The sequence below is a fragment of the Mesorhizobium sp. DCY119 genome, assembly GCF_003590645.1.
Lineage (GTDB): Bacteria > Pseudomonadota > Alphaproteobacteria > Rhizobiales > Rhizobiaceae > Mesorhizobium_M.
Genome location: NZ_CP031834.1, coordinates 1222062 through 1243722 on the forward strand (window position 1 = coordinate 1222062; position 21661 = coordinate 1243722).

Consider the following 21661-nt stretch of genomic DNA (forward strand, 5'->3'; position numbering starts at 1 on the left):
AACATGCCGGTTGTCCGCGACAAGGAAATCGAAGTGCTGTTCAGCGCCTCGACCATCGCCCGACGCAATCTCGAACTTGCCAAGGAGATTGCCGCGCACGACTACACCGATCTGCTCGTCATTTCGGTACTGAAGGGCTCGTTCATTTTCGCGGCGGACCTGATCCGCGCCATGCACGATGTCGGCCTGTCGCCGGAAGTCGAGTTCATTTTCATTTCCAGCTATGGCGCGGGCACCACCAGCGGCGAGGTGCGGGTGCTGCGCGATATCGACAATGAGGTGAAGGGCCGCGACGTTCTCCTCATCGACGACATTCTGGAATCGGGCAAGACGCTGTCCTTCACCCGTGATCTGATGCTGTCGCGCGGCGCGAAAAGCTGCTCCATCGCCGTGCTGCTGGACAAGCGCATGCGCCGCAAGACCGCGCTCGATGCAGATTATGTCGGCTTCGACTGCCCCGATTACTTCGTCGTCGGTTATGGCATGGACGTCGCCCACGCCTTCCGCGAACTGCCCTTCGTCGGCGTCGTTACGGGCGACGCCTGAGGCCGTGGCCTCCGTCACGCTCTACGGCTACCAGTACAGCGTCTACCTGCGCATCGTGCGCATGGCGCTCCTGGAGAAGGGCGTTTCCTGGACGCATGTCGAGATCGACCCCTTCGCCGAAACGATCGCGCCCGACTATCTCGCGCTGCATCCCTTCGGCCGCGTGCCGACGCTGAAGCATGACGATTTCGTGCTCTACGAAACCACCGCGATTACCCGTTACGTCGACGAGGTCTTTGCCGGGAAGCCGCTTCAGCCTTCCGACGTCAGAGCCCGGGCGCGGATGAACCAGATCATCGCGATCGCCGATTCCTATGGCTACTGGCCTATGGTTCGGCAGGTGTTTTCGCAGCGGGCCTTCAACGCAGCGCTTGGCCGAACGCCGGACGAGACGGCGATTGCCGATGGGCTCGCCGCTTCGCGCAAGGTGCTGGCCGCGCTTGAACCGCTGGCCGAGGGCGAGCGTTTTCTGGTCGGTAGCGCCTTGAGCCTTGCCGACCTGCATCTTGGTGCGATGGTCGCCTATTTTGCCGCTGCGCCGGAAGGCAATGCCGCCTTGGCGGATTTTCCGCGGCTCAGCGCGTGGTGGGCCGTCATGAAGGACCGGCGTTCGATGGCCGAGACCGCCCCCGGCCTTCCCCGCGCCTGACGCTTATTTCCGCTTCGGCACAAACACCGAGAGTGCCTTGGGCCTGATGCGGAAATGCGCCGGCGTGGTCGTGCACAATTCGCCGTCGGTGTTGACCGGGCGCGGGCTGCTGGTGCGGATCGTCACTTCCGTCGTCTGGAAGGCGCGCACATCGTCCCAGCGCCCTTGCGTGCCACGCCTCAGGCTCGGCAGCAGCCTCAGCAGCCGCCACCAATGGTCGACTTCGAGGCTGTAGAAATCGAGCTTGCCGTCGTCGGCGGTCGCGGTTTCCTCCACCGTCATGCCGCCGCCATAGTGCTTTCCGTTGCCGACGGAAATCTGCAAGGTCCTGATCTTCTCGGTCGTGCCGTCATGGTCGAGATGGGCGCTGAACAGTCTCGACCGGGCGAGCAGCCGCGCCGCCACGATGCCATAGCCGAGCTTGCCCCAGCGCTTCTTGGCCTCTTCGCTTAGATCGGCGGCCAGTTCGGCGCTGAAGCCGATGCTGGCGACATTGAAGAACAGGTGGCCATTGACCTCGCCGAGATCGATCGGCGCGAGCAGGCCCTGCGCGATCACTTCGGCTGCCTTGACCGGATCGGGAGGAATGCCGACCGTGCGCGCGAAATCATTCGCGGTGCCCAGCGGCAGCACGCCCAGCGGCAGCTCGAGGTCGACCAGGGCGGGGGCTGCGGCGTTCAGCGTGCCGTCGCCGCCACCGACGATGACCAGGTCGCATCCCGGTGCCTGCTTGCGGATGAGTTCGTCTATCGGCTGGCCCTTGCCGGCGGTCATGTCGACGACCTCGATGCCGGACGCCTTGAACACGTCGAGCGCAGGCGCGATGGTTTCCCCGCCGCGCCTGGCCTTGGGATTGACGACAAGCAGGGCGCGCTTCGTCGCTTTGGTTTTTTTCGGCAAGGGGTTCGGCCTCATCTGGTCGAGTGCGGTTCACGCCAGATAGGGCGGCGACAAGGCTAATTAAAGTCTCGACCCCGCGCGATGGCCGCTTTTCCTGTGCCGAGCCATCCGGCGATCAGGCGGGTGCCCGCGCTCCCAGTCGTGCATTGAGCGCGAAAAGACCGGCGCCGATGATCAATGCCGCGCCCATTATGGTCGCAGCCTGCGGCACCTCGGCGAAGAAGACAAAACCCCACAGCGGTGCCCAGAGGATGCCGGTATATTCGAAGGTCGCAACGATGTTGGCCGGCGCCAGCCTGTAGGCCTGCGACAGCAGGATCATGCCGGCCGAAGCAATGAAGCCGCAGGATGCCATCAGCAGGAAATCACTGAGCGTCGGCCAGATCCAGGGGCGCACCAGAAACTTCAGGCTCGGATGGGTGACGTTTTCCATGCCGATGGTCTGGAGCGCGAAACCGAGAACGGCGGCGCCGATGAGATAGGCACCATTCTGGTAAAAGCTCATGACGGTCGAGGATTCCGTCGAGCCGAGTTTTCGCGCCATGAGCTGCGAAAAGCCGTAGAGCCCGGCTGAAAGCAGCGAAAGCATCGCCGCCCATTCGAACACGCCCTGTCCCGGGCGGACCATCACCAGCACGCCGATCAGCCCGACGACGGCAGTAACCGCGCTCGGCCAGGAAATGTGTTCGCCGAGATAGGGGCGGGCCAGCATGATGATGAACAGCGGCGCCATGAAATAGAGCGCGACCGCGTCGGCCAGCGGCAGCGCCGCCAGTGCCAGATAATAGGCGGTGTAGGAGGTGAACAGGATCGCCGCGCGCAGGCCGAGCAGTCGGTAGTTCGGCGAGAACAGCGCCCTCAGCCCGACATCCTTGTGGACGATGATGAGCAGGATAGGCAGCGAGACGATGGAGCGGATCGCCATCACCTCCATCAAGGGATAGCGCCCGGAAACGGCCTTGATGACCGGGTCCTGCAGCGAAAACACCATGACGCCGAGGCAGAGTGAGATGATGCCGAGGAGGATACGGTTCTGCATGGCGTTCACGGCTTTCGATGCGACGTTAAAACCGTTCGGCATCCGGACAAAAAGAACCCGCGGCCCCTGTTTTGGGACTACGGGTGAGTGAGGACTTTTTGCCCGACCGGGTCGATTGTTGCCGACTCGGCTCATGCATTTCGGTTTCGTCTGTGATTATCGCCGTCTGATTGACATGTTTCAAACGAATTGGAATGATGCCAGCCATGAGAAACGCTTATGGCTGGAAGTCATGACTATCCATCTCGACAGTGACCTTCTGCGCACCTTCGTCGCGGTGGCCGAAACCGGCAATTTCACCAAGGCCGCCGACACCGTCAGCCGCACGCAGTCGGCCGTGTCGATGCAGATCAAGAAGCTTGAAGCGATGATCGGCGAGGTGCTGTTCGAGCGCGGCTCGCGTGGCGTGGCGCTGACACGCAAGGGTCAGGACCTGATCGTCAATGCCCGCCGCATCGTCTCGCTGCTCGACGAGACCGCAGCCTCCATGCGGGCGGAAGCGCTCGACGGTCCGGTCCGCATCGGCATCCCCGAGGAATACAGCTATTCGATCCTGTCGCGGGCGCTGAGCGCATTCGCCAAGATGCATCCCAAGGTCGAGATCACGGTCAAATATGCGCATTCCGCCTCGCAGATGGTGGCGCTCGAAGCGGGCGAACTCGACCTTGCCGTCGTGTTCGAATGGCAGGATTTTTCCGACGGCGAAGTGCTGATGCGCGACCCGACGGTGTGGGTGACGTCGAATCTGCATCTTCTGCATGAGGAGACGCCGCTGCCGGTCGCGCTCTACAGCCGCGCCGGCTGGTGCAAGGATTTCGCGCTCAGGTCGCTTGAGGATCGCGGTTTGCCCTACCGCGTCGCCTATACCAGCGACACGACCAGCGGGTTGAAGCTCGCCGTGGCCTCGGGGTTGGCGATTGCGCCGGTGTCGCGTTCCAACATTCCGCCCGATTGCCGTGAACTGACGGCTGCCGACGGTTTCGGCGATATCGATGCCTCGAACGTGGTGCTCCACCGCGCGCCCGGGGCGACCAGCGAGGCGATCAACGGTATGGCCGACGCCATTCGCGAGGCGTTTTTCTCGCAACTGACGATAACCGTGCCGCCGCCCGGCGCGTGATATGCTGACATGGCTCCTGACAAGAAGCTGTCAGGAGAGGGATGCTAGAAACCCCTCATTCAACGAGATGAGGAGGAAACGATGCTGAAATTCTACCATGCGCCCTGGTCGCGCTCTTCAGGCGTTCATTGGCTTCTGGAGGAACTCGGCGTGCCCTACGAGACGGAGATCATCGATATCCGCGCTCCTGGCGGCGTGCCCGAAAGTTACCGCGCCATACAGCCCAACAAGAAGGTGCCGGCGATCGATCATGACGGCACGATCGTCACCGAGCGCGCGGCCATCTGCATGTATCTCAGCGATACCTTTCCGCAGGCCGGGCTCGCTCCCGCGATTGGTGACAAGGCGCGCGCGACGTGGCTGACCTGGCTGGTCTATTCGGATTCGGTTTTCGATCCGGCAATCGCCGCGAAGGCACAAGGGTGGACATATAACAGCAACAGTTTCTCCTTCGGGGCCTATGACGACATGGTCCGGCATCTGGAAAAGACGCTGTCAGCGCGGCCTTACATTGCGGGAGACAGGTTCACGGCTGCCGACACCCAGATCGGCAGCGGAATCTATTTCGTCACGAACATTCTCAAGGCTTTTCCCGACAAGCCGGTTTTCCGTGACTATCTGGCGAGGCTGCAGGAAAGGCCGGCCTATCAGCGCTACCTCGCGAAGGATGCTGCGGCTACGCCACGCGGCGCATCTTGAAGCGCTCGGTTTAAGGGATGCGGACCGCGTCTCAGCGCATTTCGAGCAGGCGCTCGAGATAATTGCGTTCCAGCTCGGGGCTGAGCGCGTTGCCGAGCCGCTTGCGGATGGCATCGAGAATCTGGCGCGCGCGCTGCACGTCGATCTCGTCCGGCACCTTGACCGAATTGCCGAAATCCGGGCCGGTGGTGGCGCGCGGCCGGCCGAGCGGGTCGCGGTCGGCATTCTGCTGGCGCCCGCCTTCCTCGCTGCCGCCTTCGTCGCCCTGCATGGCCTGCTGCATCTGCTGCATCATGTCCTGCGCGCCCTTGCGCAGCGCTTCGAGCGCACGGCCCTGTTCGCCGACGGCGCGTTCGCCTTCGCCCTTGCCAAGCGCGCCTTCGGCCTCGCCCATCGCATCGCCAGCCTCGCCAAAACCTTCGCCCGGCTGGATGCCGAGGCCTTCGAGCCCCTTGGTCAGGCCCTGAAGGTCCTTCTGCAACTGGCCCTGGCCTTCCTGCAGCTGCTTCAGCGCATCGGCAAATTCTTCCGGCGTCATCGGACGGCCCTGATTGCCTTGACCCTGCCCCTGCTGGCCCTGACCTTGCTGGCCGGGTTCGCCCTGCTGGCCTTGCTGACCTTGTCCCTGTTGACCTTGCTGGCCCTGCTGCTCGCCGGATTGCTCGCCGCGCTGCATCTGGTCCATGCGGAAGGTCTCGTTCATCATCTCCTGCTGGCGCCGCATGATCTCGCCCAGCTTGTCCATCTGCTGGCGCATCTCGCTCTGGTCGCCTTGCTGGCCGGGCTGCTGCTGGCGGCCTGCCTGCAGGTTGTTCATCATGTTCTCAAGCTGGGATAGAAGCTCCTGCGCCTGATCGCGGTTGCCTGATTTGGCCAGATTCTCGATCTGGTCCATCATGCGCTCCAAGTCGCTCTGGCGCAGTTCCTGCCCGTTCTGCGGCATCTGCTGCTGGGCCATGTTCGGGTCGCGCTTGGCCCGCTCGGCGAATTCGCGCAGGAAGTCGTTCATCGCCTGGCGCAGCTCTTTCATGAGCTTGTCGATCTCTTCGTCGCTGGCGCCGTTCTGAAGCGCCTGCTTCAAGGCCTCCTGCGCCTGGCGCAGGCGTTTTTCAGCCGACGAAAGCGCGCCGTCCTCGATGGCCAGCGCCATTTCCCAGAAATAGTCGGCGGCTGCGCGCAACTGGTCGTCGTTCTCGGCCAGCTTCAACTGCGTGCTGCCCACCATCAGGCCGAGGAAGTTGGCCATGTTCTGGATCGTGTCTTCGGGCCGCAGCGTGATGGCGTCGATCAGTTCCAGCACATAGGGCTTCTTGTTGGTGTCGAGTGAGAAGATGCGGCGCTGTTCGACAACGGCCTTGGCGAGCGGGTTGGAGAAGGGCCGCTCCGGCAGCACCAGCGTCTTGGTTTCGCTGGTGGCTTCCTGCCCGGCGTCGTCCGTCGCCTTCAGCGTCAGCTTGACCGTGCTGCCGGCCCAGACATGGTCGGTCAGGTCGCGCGATACCTTGGCGGCAGCCGTGCCGCTGCCGCGGCGCGGCACCGTCAGCGGCATTTCGGGTGCCTTGTAGAGCGGATGCGCATCCTTGGCCTGTTCGTCGGCCAGCGCGAATTCGGCCTTGGCGGAGGCCGCGCCATAGTCGTCGACGATCTCGTAATTGAGTTCCAGCGCGCCATTAACCGCGCGCTTGGGCTCGCCGACGAAACGGATCACCGGCGGCTTGTCGGGGATGACGGCGAAGGTCCAGCTTTGCAGCTCCTTCTCGCCCGATTTCAGGCTGAGCACGCCGTCCTTGTCGAGCTTGCCGGCAAATTGACGCGCCACTGCCGGTGCGCCGGCGGCAATCGGCTTGGCTGGCGCGGGTGCTGCACCCGCCTTCGGCTCGATGTCGCGGGTGGTACCGCCGGAATCGGCGTAGGAAAGCGCCTCGTCGCCAGCACCGCCGGTCACGCGCAGCGAAACTTCACTGCCCTGCGGCACGGTGAAGGTCGGGTTCTGCCGGTTGGCGTCGGCGGTCAGGAACACCGGCGCCTTGCCGGTGTAGGCAGGCGGCGTCACCCAGGCATCGACGCGTGGCGGGATGGTCTCGGCTATCGCGCCGGCTTGAAAGGCATCGCCCAGGCGTCCGCCGAGCGGGCCGTAGGAGAAGGCAAAGGCAGTGACGAACAGCAGGGCGGCTGCCGCGCGCAGGCCCCATGGGTCGCGCTCCGGCACGCGGGTGCGCGGCAGGTCGCTGCCGACATCGCCAAGGCTTTCGGCCATGCGCTTCTGGTGCTCGCGCCACAGCGCCTGCGAAAACTCGCTGACCTTGCCGCTCGGCCGGTCGGTCTGCACCAGCACCGGCGTATGCGGCAGCTCATTCGCCGCTTCGATGCGACGGTCGATCTCGGCCGCGGAAGGGCGTCGAAAGAAGCGCAACGGGTAGAGCGCAGCCACGCCTGCAATGGCGAACAAAGCCAGCAGGCCGAAGCGCGGCACATCAGGCAGGAGACGGAAGACGCCGAACCAGGAAAGGCTGAGGAACAGGCTGACGACGACAAGCAGCGGCAATGCCAGGGGCCAGCCGCGTTCCACCATCATTGCGGCCAGCGTGGTGAACCGGGCGCGGCCAAGGCGCCGGGCGAAACTCTGTGCGCTGTTCGTTGCCGGTGTTTCCGCCATCAACCTTTCCAAACGAGACTCGCGCCGCATGCGCGATCTCCATGAAAAGAATAGCAGCAAACACGGCAAAGACGAGGCATGGTACGAAATCGTGATCGGCGGGCTTTTCCGCGCCGATCACAGCGCGATCGCGTCAGAGCCAGTCGGGCACCGAATCGAGGCCGATCAGCTCGTCATAGCTCTGGCGCGGGCGGATGACGTGGAAAGCATCGCCATTGACCAGCACCTCAGGCACCAGAAGCCTGGTGTTGTAGGTGCCTGCCTGCACCGCGCCATAGGCGCCGGCCGTGCCGACGGCGATCAGGTCGCCGGCCTTCATGCGCGGCAGATCGCGGTCAAGGCCGAGAAAATCGCCGGTTTCGCAGACCGGGCCGACGATATCGACGTTCATGCGCGGCGTGTCTGCGGGTGGCTGCACCACCGGGCGGATGTCGTGGAAGGCATCGTAGAGCGTCGGGCGAATCAAATCGTTCATCGCCGCATCGACGATCAGGAAGTTCTTGGCGTCGCCTTCCTTCACGTAGATCACTTCCGACACCAGAATGCCGGCATTGCCGACGATCAGCCGTCCCGGCTCGAACATCACCTTCAGCCCGAGCTTTGTGACGTGCTTCTTGACGATCGCCGCATAGGCGTCCGGCAGCGGCGGCGGTGAGTTGTCGGTCTTGTAGGGAATGCCGAGGCCGCCGCCGAGATCGACATGCTCGATGGCGTGGCCGTCGGCCTTCAGCATGCCGACCAGCTCGACCAGCAGCGCGAAGGCATCGTCGAAAGGCTGCAGCTCGGTGATCTGGCTGCCGATATGCATATCGATGCCGACGACCTTCAAGCCGGGTAGTTGGGCGGCGCGGGCATAGACCTCGCGCGCCCGCTGGCGCGGTATGCCGAACTTGTTTTCGGCCAGGCCGGTCGAGATCTTCTTGTGGGTCTTGGCGTCGACGTCCGGGTTGATGCGCAGCGAGACCGGCGCGACCTTGCCGGCAGCCACCGCGCGTGCAGAAAGCAGTTCAAGCTCCGGCTCGGATTCGACGTTGAAGCAAAGGATGTCGGCTGCCAGCGCGAAATCCATTTCCCGCGCCGTCTTGCCGACGCCGGAGAACAGGATCTTCCTGCCGGGAATGCCCGCGGCCAGAGCGCGGCGCAGTTCGCCTTCCGAAACCACGTCGGCTCCTGCGCCAAGCTTCGCCAGCGTCGTCAGCACGGCCTGGTTGGAATTAGCCTTCAGCGCGTAGCAGACGAGGCTGTCGAGGCTGGCAAAGGCCTCGCTGAACACGCGATAGTGGCGACTCAGCGTCGCGGTGGAATAGCAATAGAACGGCGTTCCAACGGCTGCTGCGATAGCAGGCAGGGGCACGTCCTCGGCGTGGAGCACGCCGTCACGATAGTCGAAATGGTTCACTGGTTTGGTCCGGTCAGAGCAGCTTGTCGAGGAGGAAGGGCTTGTCCGCCACCGGTTTCTGCGGCTCCGGCGGCAGCGGCTGCTCATTGGCCTTCTGCGCGTCCTTGCGGGCCTGCACGGCAGCTTCATAAGGCGTGTCGAGCCCCGACTTGCGCCCGCAGGCCGAAACTGCGCCGATCGCGGCCAGAAGCACGAGCGTGGTGAGAAGTCTGCTGCCGGTCATCCTGTCATCCGTCCGTGAGAAATACGTTGCCTGCTTCTAGCGAAATTCTTTGGCCTTTGCACCCCGGCAAATCAAGCGGCTAAAAGTTCACCAGGGCTGAAACGGGATATTCTAGACCTAGGCCACAGCCACGATTACGTGAGCCTGAATTTTGGCGGCAACCGCGCCGCTGCCATGCCTGTCCTGGATCGCGGATGCGGCGTGGTCGGTTGCAGCGTCCAGTTTTCTCGCGTCTCGGGCCTCGATTTCGCTGCGAAGGACAGTTCCCTGGCAATAGGCAACGGCCGGAATGCGTGGTGAGGGTGCACGGCTTAGTTCGGCTCTCGTCTCGATCACCACGTTGGAGAAACCTGCGTCCTCCAGCTCGCTGCGGATGAGTGCCGTATCGTGGTAGCCATGCGGCGTGCGTGCCAGAAAGCGCGGCGGATCGTTCGGAAAAATCTCTGCCAGAGCATTGGTCACCTCATCGGCAAATACATTCTCCTCGATGCGATCCCATACGTTGAACAGGAAATGTCCGCCGGGCTTCAGGACGCGCCTGGCCTCGCGGTAGGCAGATGCGCGGTCGGGAAAGAACATCGCGCCGAACTGACAACAAACGAGATCGAAGGCCGCGTTTTCAAACGGCAGTGCCAAGGCATCCGCCTGGCGCCATTCGATGCGGCTGTCGGGGCCTTGTCGCGAAGCGGCGTGGTCGAGCATCGGCTGATTGAGGTCGGTAACGACATAGCTTGCCCCGGGCGACAGTTTTGGCGCCAATGCGCGGGTGACGACCCCGGTGCCCGCAGCGGTTTCCAGAACCGCGCTCGGCGACAAGGACGCTGCCCGCCGTGCAAGATCTGCGGCGAACGGCTCGAAAATCAACGGCACCATATAGCGGTCGTAGTTTTCCGGAATCGAGCCGGCGAATACCTTGTCGGTTTCCAACATAGCTATCACCCGCCGTCCGTTTGATGGCTCGCGAGACCAGCATGAAATCCATCATACCAGTCGTGGCGGGTCGATAATAGCGCCCCGGCGCATGACTGAAGCTCCCGAACGGGAGCCTCGAACCACGCGCTACGTCCTCACGCCTTGGCGATGCGCTTCTTCCAGTAGCGGATCTGGCGGCGCACCTCGGCGGGCGCGGTGCCGCCGAAGGAGGTGCGGCTCTTCACCGAGTTCTGCACCGAAAGCACCGAGAAGATATCGTCGGTGATGCCGTCGTGGATCGACTGAAGGTCTTCCAGCGTCAGCTTCTCCAACCCGACCTTCTTGCCTTCCGCCAGCGCCACGGCGCGGCCGGTGACGTGATGGGCCTCGCGGAAGGGCAGGTTAAGCGTGCGCACCAGCCAGTCGGCAAGGTCGGTCGCGGTCGAATAGCCGGAACCGGCGGCCTTCTTCATCGCCGTTTCGTTCACCTGCATGTCACCGACCATGCCGGTCATCGCCGCCAGCATCAGGTCAAGTGTTTCGGCGGCGTCGAAGACGGCTTCCTTGTCTTCCTGCATGTCCTTCGAATAGGTCAGCGGCAGCCCCTTCATCACAGTCAGAAGGCCGATCAGATGGCCGTTGACGCGGCCGGTCTTGGCGCGCACCAGTTCGGCAGCATCGGGGTTTTTCTTCTGCGGCATGATCGAGGAGCCGGTCGAAAAGCTGTCGGACAGCCGAACGAAGCCGAATTGCGGCGTCGACCAGATGACGATCTCTTCGGCCAGACGCGACAGATGGGTCGCCGAGATCGCGGCGATGGCCAAAAACTCCAGCGCGTAGTCACGGTCGGAAACGCTATCCAGCGAGTTCCGTGTCGGCTCGCGGAAGCCGAGCGCCTTGGCGGTGCGGAAGCGGTCGATGGGGAAGCCGGTGCCAGCAAGGGCTGCTGCACCCAGCGGGCTCTCGTCCATGCGCTCGATGGCATCGCGGACGCGCGACAGATCGCGGGCAAACATCTCGACATAGGCCATGCAGTGATGGCCGAAGGTTACCGGCTGCGCCGTCTGCAGATGGGTGAAGCCAGGCATGACGGTGGCTGCATGTTCCTCGGCGCGCTTGAGGAAAGCTTCGATCAGCCCCTTCAGCGCTTCGGCTACACGATGGAACTCGTCCTTGACCCACAGCCGGAAGTCCACTGCCACCTGATCGTTGCGCGAACGTGCGGTGTGCAGGCGGCCTGCGGCGGGGCCGATCAGCTCGGCAAGACGCGCCTCGACATTCATGTGAATGTCTTCCAGCCGGGTCGAGAACTCGAACTTGCCGCTCTCGATCTCTTTCAAAATCGTGTTCAGGCCGTGAGCGATTTTTTCTTGATCTTTCTCCTCAATGATGCCCGTTTCCGCGAGCATTTCGGAGTGGGCGATCGAGCCGCGGATGTCCTGCGCGTAGAGCTTTTTGTCGAAGCCGATGGAGGCGTTGATCGCCTCCATGATCGCCGCGGGCCCCGAGGCAAATCGTCCGCCCCACATCGCGTTGCTGGCCTTCTTGTCGCTCATCGTGATAACCGGGCTCCGGAGAAAAAAGTGAATGGCTGACGGAAAGAAACTCATACCGACTGCGCGCCTGCTGGTCATGGCAGCGATTGCAGGCGCATTTGCCGGCGCGGTGGTGGTATATGCCAGCGTTACCTTGTCTGGCAACAAGGCTCCGGCATCGGCGCCTCAGCAGGTGGCCGTTGCCCCTGCCGCTCCCGAAAACACCGCCGACAACGCCGTCTGCGCGGCAAAGTCTGACAAGGTCAAGGTGGTCGGTGCGGCAGCCAAAGGTGAGGTCGCCGCCATGCTGCCGGCCGATCCGCCGCAATCGCTGAAGGGCCTCGCCTTCAAGTCTCCTGACGGCAAGCCGATGACGCTGGCCGACCATGCCGGCAAGACGCTGCTCATCAATCTGTGGGCAACTTGGTGCGCGCCCTGCCGCGCTGAAATGCCGGCGCTCAATGCGCTGCAAAAGGAAAAAGGCAGCGACAAGTTCGAGGTCGTCGCCATTAATGTCGATACCGGCGATGACGAGAAGCCGAAGAAGTTCCTCTCCGAGATCGGCGTCGATACGCTCGCGCTCTACCGCGACAACACGCTCGACCTGTTCAACGATCTCAAGAAGCGTGGGCTGGCGCTCGGCCTGCCGGTGACGCTGCTGGTCGATGGCGAAGGCTGCCTGCTCGCCAACATGAACGGCCCGGCCGAATGGTCGAGCCCGGATGCGGCAGCGCTGATCGAGGCCGCGGCAGGCGGATCAGACTGACCGCAGCACGATCGGCTGAAGTACCGCCACACGGGCCTTGCGGCTGGCCGTGGCGGTCTGGCCCGGGGCTGTGACCGATACGCCGGTCAGCTCGCTGAACATTTCGATCGGCCCCGGCTTGCCGAGATAGTAGCCCTGGCCGATCTGGCAGTCCTCATCATCCAGGAATTTCAGTTCGCCGAGCGTTTCGACGCCTTCAGCCAGCACCGGCAGGCCGAGGCCTCGCCCAAGGCCGAGAACGGCGCGCACGATCGCTGCGACCTGGCCGTTGGTGTCCACCGACTTGATGAAGGAGCCATCGATCTTGATCTTGTCGAAGGGGAAGGCGCGCAGGTTTGAGAGCGAGGAATAGCCCGTTCCGAAATCGTCCATGGCCACCCGCACGCCCAGCGCCTTGATCTTTCTAAGGGTTGCCAGTGCGCGCGGCATGTCCTTCACGAGGGCCGTTTCGGTGATCTCCAGTTCGAGCCTACCCGGCGCGAGGCCTGTGTGAACGAGCACCTCGTGAACCTTGCGGCTGAAATGCGGATTGTGAAGCTGCACCGCCGAGACATTGACCGCAACCGAAAGCGGGTTCTTCCAGCTGGCAGCCTCCTGGCAAGCCGTCGCCAAGACCCATTCGCCGATCTGGACGATGACGCCGCTGTCTTCCGCAACCGGGATGAACATGGCTGGCGAAACCTCGCCCCGTTCCGGGTGCTGCCAGCGGATCAGGGCTTCGAAACCGAGCATCTTGCCGCCGCTGATTTCCTTCTGGGGCTGGTAGACCAGGTAGAACTCGTCGCGGGCGATTGCCTGGCGCAGTTCGTGTTCCATCACGCGCTTGTCGCGTGCCTCGGCGCCCATCGACGCCTCGAAATAGCGGTATGTGTCCTTGCCTTCCGCCTTGGCGCGGTAGAGCGCGGTGTCGGCATGGCTGATAAGGGCGGTCTGATCGTCGGCATCCCGAGGATAAAGCGCAATGCCGATGCTGGTCGAAACCAGCCCTCCGCCAATGGAGCGCCTGTTTTCCTCGCGCATCGCCGCCAGCACGTCGTCGGCAATGCGGCCGGCGGCCAGAGGGTCCGAGAGGTTGGGCGCTATGATGGCGAATTCGTCGCCGCCGAGGCGCGCCAGCATCTGCCCGCTGCGCAGAACGCTTGAGACACAGCGCGCGACGGTCTGCAGCATGGCGTCACCCGCGCCATGCCCGAACAGGTCGTTCACTTCCTTGAACCGGTCGAGATCAAGCAGCAACAGCGCCAGATAGTCGCCTTTCCCGCTCAGTTTCATCGCTGCAATCTCGGCATCGAGCCGGCCGGAGAAATTCCGGCGATTGGCAAGCCCGGTGAGCGGATCGAAATGGGCGAGGCGCAGGATTTCCTGCTCCGCCGTCTTGCGTTCGCGGATGTCGCGGACGGCGACCACGGTATGTGGTTTGCCGCAATAATCGATGCTCCGGGCGATGAGTTCGACCGGAATGCTTTCGCCGTCACGGCTTTTCAGTTCGGCTTCCTGCGCCTGCTCGCCGAATTCCGGCAGGTTGGAGGCGGTGCGCTCGCCAAAGAGGTTGGAGAGCTGCATGGCGTTGAGCGTTTCGACCGGCTGACCGGTCAGCGTGGCAATGCTGTTATTGGCGCTGACGATGCGCGCGCCGTCGCAGACGATCAACCCCTCGACCGCGGCATTGGCCAGCCCGTGCATGCGCTCCGCTTCGATCTTCTGGCGGCGGAAGCGCAGGTCGATCGACAGGGCAATGCCGGAGAGAATGAGGATCACCAGGCTTGCGGCGGCAACAGCGAATGCCTGGGACAGGGGCTCGATCGTGGATTCGGAAATCTCGACCGAAGAATCCGGAATGATCGAGACTGCGGCCATCGCGACGAAATGCAGGGTGCAGATGGCAAGCGTCAGAAGCACGGCGCCGCCGAGTGTCGCCAGCGTGGACGGCCGACGGAGCACGACAAGGAGCGACAGCGCTGCCAGCGTTATTCCGCCCAGCAATGAAATGGCGACAAGAAGCTGATCCCAGACGATCCGCCCCTGCACCTCGAAAGCGGCCATGCCGACAAAATGCATCGACGCGATGCCCGCACCAAGCAGGGCGCCGCCGACGAGATAATAATCGATACCGCCCCGCAGTGTGGCCACCCACATGCCGGCAGCCGTCAGGAACACGGCGGCGGCAAGCGAAAGGGCGGAAAGCTCGACATTGTAGGCGTTCGGGATGCCGGGCGAAAATGCAAGCATTGCGATGAAATGGGTCGCCCAGATGCCGAAGCCGGTCGCTGTCGCGGAAATCATTAGCCAGGCAAGCCGGTTGCCATTTCTGGACTGACCTACGTGATGGAGCAACTTGACTGCAGAAAACGAAGATATGGCGCAAATGAGCGCGGCGAGCGCGACAAGTCTCAGATCGTGCTCGTTCACGATACAGTTGTAGACGGTCAGCATTTCCAATTCCACCCAATCTATTGGAAATAAACAAGCTAATGTTGAATATTAGCCGTATATAATTGAAGGATCGGTTAAATTTGCTTTCAACCTGTGGGCGTTACTTTTGCCGAATTCAAGCGTTTTCTGGCGAGGTGCGGATCAATTCGAAAGCCGGCTTACGAAAACGTCCGGAGCGAACAACGATGGGAAACGAAATCCACACGAAACTGAGGCGAAATTCATCGGAGTGTAACAAAACGGTTGTCGCACTGTCACAATCGACCGATACTCCCCGTTGCGAGACTAACCCTTTCGCCAAGTAAAAACGGGAGAGAAACATGAAATTTCAAGGCGTTGCGGCCGGTATTGCCGCGTCTTTCACCCTGCTTTCGACATCGTCCGCATTCGCCGTGACCGAGATTTCCTGGTGGCATGCCATGACCGGCGCCAACAATGAGGTCGTCGAGACGCTGTCAAAGGAATTCAACGAGAGCCAGAGCGAGTACAAGGTCGTTCCCGTCTTCAAGGGAACCTATCCGGAGACGCTGAACGCCGGCATCGCCGCCTACCGCGCCAAGCAGCCGCCGGCGATCATGCAGGTGTTCGACGCCGGCACGGGCGTCATGATGGCCGCCGAAGGCGCGATCAAGCCGGTCGCCGACATCCTCTCCATGGGCGGCAAGCCTTTCGACAAGAGCCAGTATCTGCCAGGCATCGTCGCCTATTATTCGAAGCCCGACGGCACCATCCTGTCCTTCCCGTACAATTCCTCGTCGCCGATCCTCTATTACAACAAGGATATCTTCCAGAAAGCCGGTCTCGACGTCGACAATCCGCCCAAGACTTGGCCGGAAGTCTGGGATGCGGCCAAGAAGATCAAGACCAGCGGTGCCGCACCCTGCGGCTACACCTCGACCTGGCTGACCTGGATCCACACCGAGAATTTCGCTGCCTGGAACAACCTGTCCTTCGGCACCAATGAGAACGGCATCGCCGGTCCGGACGTCCAGCTGAAGATCAACGCGCCGCTGTTCGTGAAGCATTTCCAGGAACTGGCAGACCTCGCCAAGGACGGCACGTTCAAATATGGCGGCCGCACATCGGAAGCCAAGCAGATCTTCCTCGCCGGCGAATGCGGCATCTTCACCGAATCCTCGGGCGGTCTCGGCGACATCGCAAAATCCGGCATGAACTACGGCACCGGCCAGCTTCCTTACGAGCCGGAAGCGCAGGGCGCGCCGCAGAACACCACGCCTGGCGGCGCCAGCCTCTGGGTCTTCGCCGGCAAGTCAGACGATGAATACAAGGGCGTTGCCGCCTTCTTCAACTTCCTGTCCACGACCGAAATCCAGGCCCGTCTGCATCAGGTGTCCGGCTATCTGCCGGTAACGCTCGCCGCTTATGAGAAGACCAAGGCCGACGGTTTCTATGACAAGAACCCGGCCCGCGAAATCCCGATCAAGCAGATGATGGGCAAGGCACCGACCGAAAACTCGAAGGGCGTGCGCCTGGCCAATCTTCCGCAGGTTCGCGACATCGAGAACGAGGAGTTCGAGAAGATGCTGGCCGGCGACCAGACCGCCCAGCAGGCGCTCGACAAGGCCGTCGAACGCGGCAACGCCGCGATCCAGCAGGCCATCGGCAACTAACGACAAGACCTCGACGAAAGCCATCCGCGCGATATCTCGTGCGGATGGCTTGACTATCAAGCGGAGGAAGCCCTGTCCCCACGCGTCACTTTCCCCAACAAGTTCCTGCCCTATCTCCTGGTCGCGCCACAACTCGCCATCACGGCGATCTTCTTCTATTGGCCGGCAGGGCAGGCGCTCTATCAGTCGATGCTGCGCGAGGACCCGTTCGGGCTGAATTCGAAATTCGTCTGGTTCGACAATTTTGCGCGCGTTCTTTCCGATCCCAACTACGTCAATTCGCTGAAGGTCACGGTGGTCTTCTCGCTGGCCACGGCCTTTGTCTCCATGGCAGTGGCGCTGCTGCTTGCGGTGATGGCCGACAAGGTCATTCGCGGGCGCGGCATCTACCGCACGCTGATGATCTGGCCCTATGCCGTGGCCCCGGCGATTGCCGGCATGTTGTGGCTGTTCCTGTTCAATCCGTCGATCGGCACGCTTGCCTACGGGCTGCGCTGGCTGGGATTCGACTGGAACCCGCTGCTCGACGGCACGGACGCCATGGTGCTTGTGGTGACAGCAGCCTCATGGAAGCAGATCAGCTACAATTTCCTGTTCTTCGTCGCCGGACTTCAGGCCATACCGAAAACACTGATCGAGGCGGCTGCCATCGACGGCGCCGGCGAGACGAAACGCTTCTGGACGATCGTCTTTCCGCTGCTGGCGCCGACGACCTTCTTCCTCCTCGTCGTCAACACCGTCTACGCCTTCTTCGACACCTTCGGCATCATCCACGCCGTCACCGGGGGCGGGCCGGGCAAGGCCACCGAAACGCTGGTCTACAAGGTCTACAATGACGGCTTCGTCAATCTGATCCTCGGCGATTCAGCGGCACAGTCGGTGATCCTGATGGTGATCGTGATCGGGCTAACCGCCTTCCAGTTCCGCTTCGTGGAGAAGAAGGTGCATTATGGGTGATCCTTCGAGGCTCTCCTTCGACAAGCTCAGGATCGCACCTCAGGATGAGGGAAGTTTGCGCGACGTTTCCCTCCCCCTTGAGGGGAGGGTGGCCGCGAAGCGGTCGGGTGGGGTCGTTGCGGCAGGGCGCCATCGCTTTGCCTGCTCGACCGTATGGGCGGTGCCTTCTGTGGTGACCCCCTCCGCCCCCTTCGGCGGCACCTCCCCCTCAAGGGGGGAGGAGGGCGCATGATCGGCTCATCCCCCATCCGCACCTTCATCGCGCATGCCGTGCTGATCCTCGGCATCCTGATCGTCGCATTCCCGATCTACTACACATTCGTCGCGTCGACCCATTCGCTGCAGACGATCCTGCGCCCGCCGCTGCCGCTGCTGCCCGGCGACCGCTTCTGGGAGAACTATTCGACCGCGCTGTTCGGCGGCATCGGCCGTATCGGCGGTGTGTCGGTCGGCACGCTGCTGTTCAACACGACGGTGGTGGCGCTGGCGATTGCCATCGGCAAGATCGTCATCTCGATCCTGTCGGCCTATGCGATCGTGTTCTTCCGCTTTCCCTTCCGCATGACCTTCTTCTGGCTGATCTTCATCACGCTGATGCTGCCGGTCGAAGTGCGCATCCTGCCGACCTACAAGGTGATGGTCGATTTCGGCCTGATCGACACCTATACCGGCCTGACGCTGCCGCTGATGGCCTCGGCCACCGCGACTTTGCTGTTCCGCCAGTTCTTCCTGACAATCCCGGGCGAACTGGTCGAGGCCGCGCGCGTCGATGGTGCGGGACCGTGGCGCTTCTTCAAGGATATCCTGCTGCCGCTGTCGAAGACCAATATCGCGGCGCTGTTCGTCATCCTCTTCATCTACGGCTGGACGCAGTATCTGTGGCCGCTGCTCGTCACCAACCGCAACGATATGAACACGATCGTCATTGCGCTTCGCAAGATGATTTCCTTTGCCGACGCCGACACGGAATGGCACCTCATCATGGTCACCTGCATGCTGGCCATCGCCCCGCCGATCCTCGTCGTCGTTCTGATGCAGCGCTGGTTCGTGCGCGGCCTCGTCGATACGGAGAAATAATGGCTACCGTCGATCTGAACGATGTGAAGAAGGTCTATGCGGGTGGCGTGGAAGCGGTGAAGGGCGTCTCCATCGCCATTCCCGACAAGGCGCTGTGCGTGCTGGTCGGCCCGTCGGGCTGCGGCAAGTCCACGCTTTTGCGCATGATTGCCGGGCTGGAGACGATCTCGTCGGGTGACGTGTCGATAGACGGCAAGGTGGTCAACACGATCGGCCCCGCCGAGCGCGACATCGCCATGGTGTTCCAGAACTACGCGCTCTATCCGCATATGAAGGTCTACGACAACATGGCCTACGGCCTGCGCAACCGCGGCATGCCGAAGGACGAGATCGACCGGCGCGTGCGCGAGACGGCCAAGACGCTCGAACTCGCCGCCCTGCTCGACCGTCGCCCGCGCGAGCTTTCCGGCGGCCAGCGCCAGCGCGTCGCCATGGGCCGCGCCATCGTGCGCAGCCCGAAGGTGTTCCTGTTCGACGAGCCGTTGTCGAACCTTGATGCCAAGCTGCGCGGCCAGATGCGGGTCGAGATCAAGAACCTGCAACGCTCTCTCGGTGTCACCTCGGTCTATGTCACGCACGACCAGCTCGAGGCGATGACGCTGGCGGACGTGCTGGTGGTCATGAATGGCGGTCTGGTCGAACAGTCCGGCAATCCGCTCGACATCTACGAAAAGCCGGCCTCGACCTTCGTCGCGAGCTTCATCGGCGCGCCGCCGATGAACCTGCTTGCGGTGCAGGCAGGCGGCAAGGGGCTTTCCTTTGGCGACGGTTCGCCTGTTGGCATCTCAGGCCCGGCCGGTGCCGTCACGCTCGGCGTTCGCCCGGAAGATGCCGATGTCGCCTTCGGACCGGATGTGCCGAAAGGTGCCGTGGTGCTCCCTGCAAAGGTGGAAGCGGTCGAGCCGGTCGGTTCGGAAAGTTTTCTATATTGCGCCGCTGGCGGTCAGCGGATCGTGGTGCGTGTCGGGGGCCGCGCTACCGCCAAGCCCGGCGATGAATTGCGTGTCGTCGCGAAGGCCGAAAAGCTGCACTGGTTCGATGGAGCGGGCAAGCGGGTGGAGTAGATCGCCCCTCACCCTTAGGGAGGCGTCAGCGTTGGAGCTTCGTCCTTCTCCCCGTTTACGGGGAGAAGTGCCGGCAGGCGGATGAGGGGCAGCTACAATAGGGATCGTATTACCGCGTCGGCACCGGGTGTTCGCCGCGATAGTCATAGAAACCACGTCCGGTCTTGCGGCCGAGCCAGCCGGCTTCGACATATTTCACCAGCAGCGGGCAGGGGCGGTACTTCGAGTCCGACAGTCCGTCATGCAGCACCTGCATGATCGACAGGCAGGTGTCCAGGCCAATGAAATCGGCAAGCTGGAGCGGGCCCATAGGATGGTTGGCGCCGAGCTTCATCGCCGTGTCGATCGCGTCGACCGAACCAACGCCTTCATACAGCGTATAGATCGCCTCGTTGATCATCGGCAGCAGGATGCGGTTGACGATGAACGCCGGAAAATCCTCCGAGACGGTGGTCGTCTTGTCGAGCTTGTGGACGAATTCCTTGGCGGCCTCGAACGTCTCGTTCTCGGTGGCGATGCCGCGCACCAGTTCCACCAGCTTCATCACCGGCACCGGGTTCATGAAGTGGATGCCGATGAACCGTTCCGGCCGGTCGGTCTGGGCGGCCAGCCGGGTGATCGAGATCGAGGAAGTGTTGGTGGCGAGGATCGCTTCCGGGTTCAGCTGCGGGCAAAGCTGCGCATAGATCTTGCGCTTGACGGTCTCGTCCTCGGTCGCCGCCTCGATGACGAGATCGGCGCCTGCGAGATCGGCCATGGTGGGGGCCGCTTCTATGCGCCCCAGCGCTTCCTGCCGGGCCTTGTCCTCGAGCTTTCCGCCGGCGACCTGGCGGGCAAGGTTACCGCTGATCGTGGCGATGCCCTTCTGGATGTTGTCGCCGGAAATATCGTAGAGCAGCACCTTGTAGCCCGAAAGGGCCGAGACATGGGCTATGCCGCTGCCCATTTGGCCTGCGCCGATGATGCCGATCGTCTCGATGGTAGCACTCATTACACTGATCCCGTCATGGAGCCTTTTTGGCTCGTCTTTTGTGCAGTGCAAACTAAAAGAGCGGGGAGACTTCGTCTACCCCGCTCCCATGATTTTGTGCGCTACCTGTTCTAAAGTCAAAGCGCCTTTTCAAGCTCCGGCAGGATGGTGAAGAGGTCGCCGACGAGGCCGTAGTCTGCGACCTGGAAGATCGGTGCTTCCTCGTCCTTGTTGATGGCGACGATGACCTTCGAGTCCTTCATACCGGCCAGATGCTGGATCGCGCCGGAAATGCCGACCGCGATGTAGAGGTCGGGGGCGACCACCTTGCCGGTCTGGCCGACCTGCCAGTCGTTGGGCGCATAGCCGGCATCGACGGCAGCGCGGGAAGCGCCGACAGCGGCACCGAGCTTGTCGGCAACCGGCAGGATGACTTCCTGGAACTTCTCCGAGGAGCCGAGCGCACGGCCGCCCGAGATGATGATCTTGGCCGAGGTCAGTTCCGGGCGGTCATTGTCGGACAGCCTGTTCTCGATGAAGGTCGACAGGCCCGGATTGGCGGCTGCATTTGCCGTCTCGACCGCAGCCGAACCGCCTTCGCCCGCTGCCTGGAAGGAAGCCGTGCGCACCGTGATGACCTTCTTGGCGTCGGTCGACTGCACCGTCTGGATGGCGTTGCCGGCATAGATCGGACGTTTGAAGGTGTCGGCCGAGACGACCTCGATGATTTCCGAGATCTGCGCGACGTCGAGCAGGGCTGCGATGCGCGGCGACACGTTCTTGCCCGAGGCGGTGGCCGGGGCGATGATCGTGTCATAAGAGCCGGCGAGTGCAACGACGGTCGCCGCCAGCGGCTCGGCGAGGCGCTGCTCGAGTTCGTCGGCCTCGACCAGCAGGACCTTGCGCACGCCCTTCAGCTTGGCGGCGGCATCTGCCGCTGCCTTGGCGCCCTTGCCGGCGACCAGGACGTCGACATCCGAGCCGATCTTCAGGGCTGCCGACAGCGCCTTGGCGGTCTGGTCCGACAGCGATGCATTGTCATGTTCGGCGATGAGGAGAATTGCCATTTTTGTTTCCCTTTCCTT

General features: G+C 62.6%; 19 protein-coding genes. 9 read left to right on the forward strand and 10 right to left on the reverse strand.

Annotation, left to right across the window (positions count from 1 at the left end; translation table 11 throughout):
• Positions 1–3 precede the first annotated feature (3 nt).
• Both hpt and DZG07_RS05975 read left to right on the forward strand, forming a co-directional pair.
• Positions 4–546 (forward strand): hypoxanthine phosphoribosyltransferase, encoded by a 543-nt coding sequence (gene hpt, locus DZG07_RS05970; RefSeq protein WP_119815121.1) that lies wholly within the window; start codon positions 4–6, stop codon positions 544–546.
• 4 nt (positions 547–550) lie between these two features.
• Positions 551–1195, forward strand: a complete 645-nt coding sequence (locus DZG07_RS05975; protein WP_245429591.1) for a glutathione S-transferase family protein — start codon at positions 551–553, stop codon at positions 1193–1195.
• Positions 1196–1198: 3 nt separating this feature from the next.
• Here the strand turns inward: DZG07_RS05975 and DZG07_RS05980 are convergent, their stop codons facing one another.
• Entirely contained in the window at positions 1199–2095 is an 897-nt protein-coding gene (locus tag DZG07_RS05980; RefSeq protein ID WP_245429592.1) for a lipid kinase, read from the reverse strand.
• A gap of 115 nt (positions 2096–2210) precedes the next feature.
• Positions 2211–3134 (reverse strand): DMT family transporter, encoded by a 924-nt coding sequence (locus tag DZG07_RS05985; RefSeq protein ID WP_119821439.1) that lies wholly within the window; start codon positions 3132–3134, stop codon positions 2211–2213.
• 232 nt (positions 3135–3366) lie between these two features.
• On the opposite strand from DZG07_RS05985, the gene DZG07_RS05990 reads away from it, so the two are divergent.
• Positions 3367–4254: a LysR substrate-binding domain-containing protein gene (locus tag DZG07_RS05990; RefSeq protein ID WP_119821441.1), complete on the forward strand. Its 888-nt coding sequence runs from the start codon at positions 3367–3369 to the stop codon at positions 4252–4254.
• A gap of 81 nt (positions 4255–4335) precedes the next feature.
• Positions 4336–4953, forward strand: a complete 618-nt coding sequence (locus DZG07_RS05995; protein ID WP_119815130.1) for a glutathione S-transferase family protein — start codon at positions 4336–4338, stop codon at positions 4951–4953.
• A gap of 31 nt (positions 4954–4984) precedes the next feature.
• Here DZG07_RS05995 and DZG07_RS06000 read toward each other — a convergent pair whose 3' ends face one another.
• From DZG07_RS06000 to argH, 5 genes are all read right to left on the reverse strand, one after another.
• Entirely contained in the window at positions 4985–7609 is a 2625-nt protein-coding gene (locus DZG07_RS06000) for a TIGR02302 family protein (RefSeq protein WP_119815133.1), read from the reverse strand.
• 133 nt (positions 7610–7742) lie between these two features.
• Positions 7743–9008 (reverse strand): diaminopimelate decarboxylase, encoded by a 1266-nt coding sequence (gene lysA / locus DZG07_RS06005; RefSeq protein ID WP_119815136.1) that lies wholly within the window; start codon positions 9006–9008, stop codon positions 7743–7745.
• Positions 9009–9021: 13 nt separating this feature from the next.
• Positions 9022–9231: a lipoprotein gene (locus DZG07_RS06010; RefSeq protein ID WP_091909978.1), complete on the reverse strand. Its 210-nt coding sequence runs from the start codon at positions 9229–9231 to the stop codon at positions 9022–9024.
• 117 nt (positions 9232–9348) lie between these two features.
• On the reverse strand, positions 9349–10161 hold the full coding sequence (locus tag DZG07_RS06015; RefSeq protein ID WP_119815138.1) for a class I SAM-dependent methyltransferase: 813 nt from the start codon (positions 10159–10161) through the stop codon (positions 9349–9351).
• A gap of 137 nt (positions 10162–10298) precedes the next feature.
• Positions 10299–11699 (reverse strand): argininosuccinate lyase, encoded by a 1401-nt coding sequence (gene argH, locus DZG07_RS06020; RefSeq protein ID WP_119815141.1) that lies wholly within the window; start codon positions 11697–11699, stop codon positions 10299–10301.
• Positions 11700–11730: 31 nt separating this feature from the next.
• Between argH and DZG07_RS06025 the strand changes: the two genes are divergently transcribed.
• Entirely contained in the window at positions 11731–12444 is a 714-nt protein-coding gene (locus tag DZG07_RS06025) for a TlpA disulfide reductase family protein (protein WP_119815144.1), read from the forward strand.
• On the opposite strand, the gene DZG07_RS06030 is transcribed toward DZG07_RS06025, so the two are convergent.
• Positions 12436–14877: an EAL domain-containing protein gene (locus DZG07_RS06030; RefSeq protein WP_119815147.1), complete on the reverse strand. Its 2442-nt coding sequence runs from the start codon at positions 14875–14877 to the stop codon at positions 12436–12438. The genes DZG07_RS06025 and DZG07_RS06030 overlap by 9 nt on opposite strands.
• A 320-nt stretch (positions 14878–15197) precedes the next feature.
• Between DZG07_RS06030 and ugpB the strand changes: the two genes are divergently transcribed.
• From ugpB to DZG07_RS06055, 4 genes are all read left to right on the forward strand, one after another.
• Positions 15198–16508, forward strand: a complete 1311-nt coding sequence (gene ugpB, locus DZG07_RS06035; protein WP_119815149.1) for a sn-glycerol-3-phosphate ABC transporter substrate-binding protein UgpB — start codon at positions 15198–15200, stop codon at positions 16506–16508.
• 72 nt (positions 16509–16580) lie between these two features.
• Positions 16581–17465: a sn-glycerol-3-phosphate ABC transporter permease UgpA gene (ugpA, locus tag DZG07_RS06040; protein ID WP_119815152.1), complete on the forward strand. Its 885-nt coding sequence runs from the start codon at positions 16581–16583 to the stop codon at positions 17463–17465.
• Positions 17466–17693: 228 nt separating this feature from the next.
• The gene (ugpE, locus tag DZG07_RS06050) at positions 17694–18542 is read left to right on the forward strand and encodes a sn-glycerol-3-phosphate ABC transporter permease UgpE (RefSeq protein ID WP_119815157.1); all 849 of its coding nucleotides are present in this window, start codon (positions 17694–17696) and stop codon (positions 18540–18542) included.
• Positions 18542–19606 (forward strand): sn-glycerol-3-phosphate import ATP-binding protein UgpC, encoded by a 1065-nt coding sequence (locus DZG07_RS06055; protein WP_119815160.1) that lies wholly within the window; start codon positions 18542–18544, stop codon positions 19604–19606. The genes ugpE and DZG07_RS06055 overlap by 1 nt, the downstream gene beginning before the upstream one ends.
• Before the next feature lie 109 nt (positions 19607–19715).
• On the opposite strand, the gene DZG07_RS06060 is transcribed toward DZG07_RS06055, so the two are convergent.
• Both DZG07_RS06060 and DZG07_RS06065 read right to left on the reverse strand, forming a co-directional pair.
• Positions 19716–20597, reverse strand: coding sequence for a 3-hydroxybutyryl-CoA dehydrogenase (locus tag DZG07_RS06060; protein ID WP_091910008.1), 882 nt, complete (start codon positions 20595–20597; stop codon positions 19716–19718).
• Between the two features lie 116 nt (positions 20598–20713).
• The gene (locus tag DZG07_RS06065) at positions 20714–21643 is read right to left on the reverse strand and encodes an electron transfer flavoprotein subunit alpha/FixB family protein (RefSeq protein WP_091910011.1); all 930 of its coding nucleotides are present in this window, start codon (positions 21641–21643) and stop codon (positions 20714–20716) included.
• Between the last annotated feature and the right edge of the window lie 18 nt (positions 21644–21661).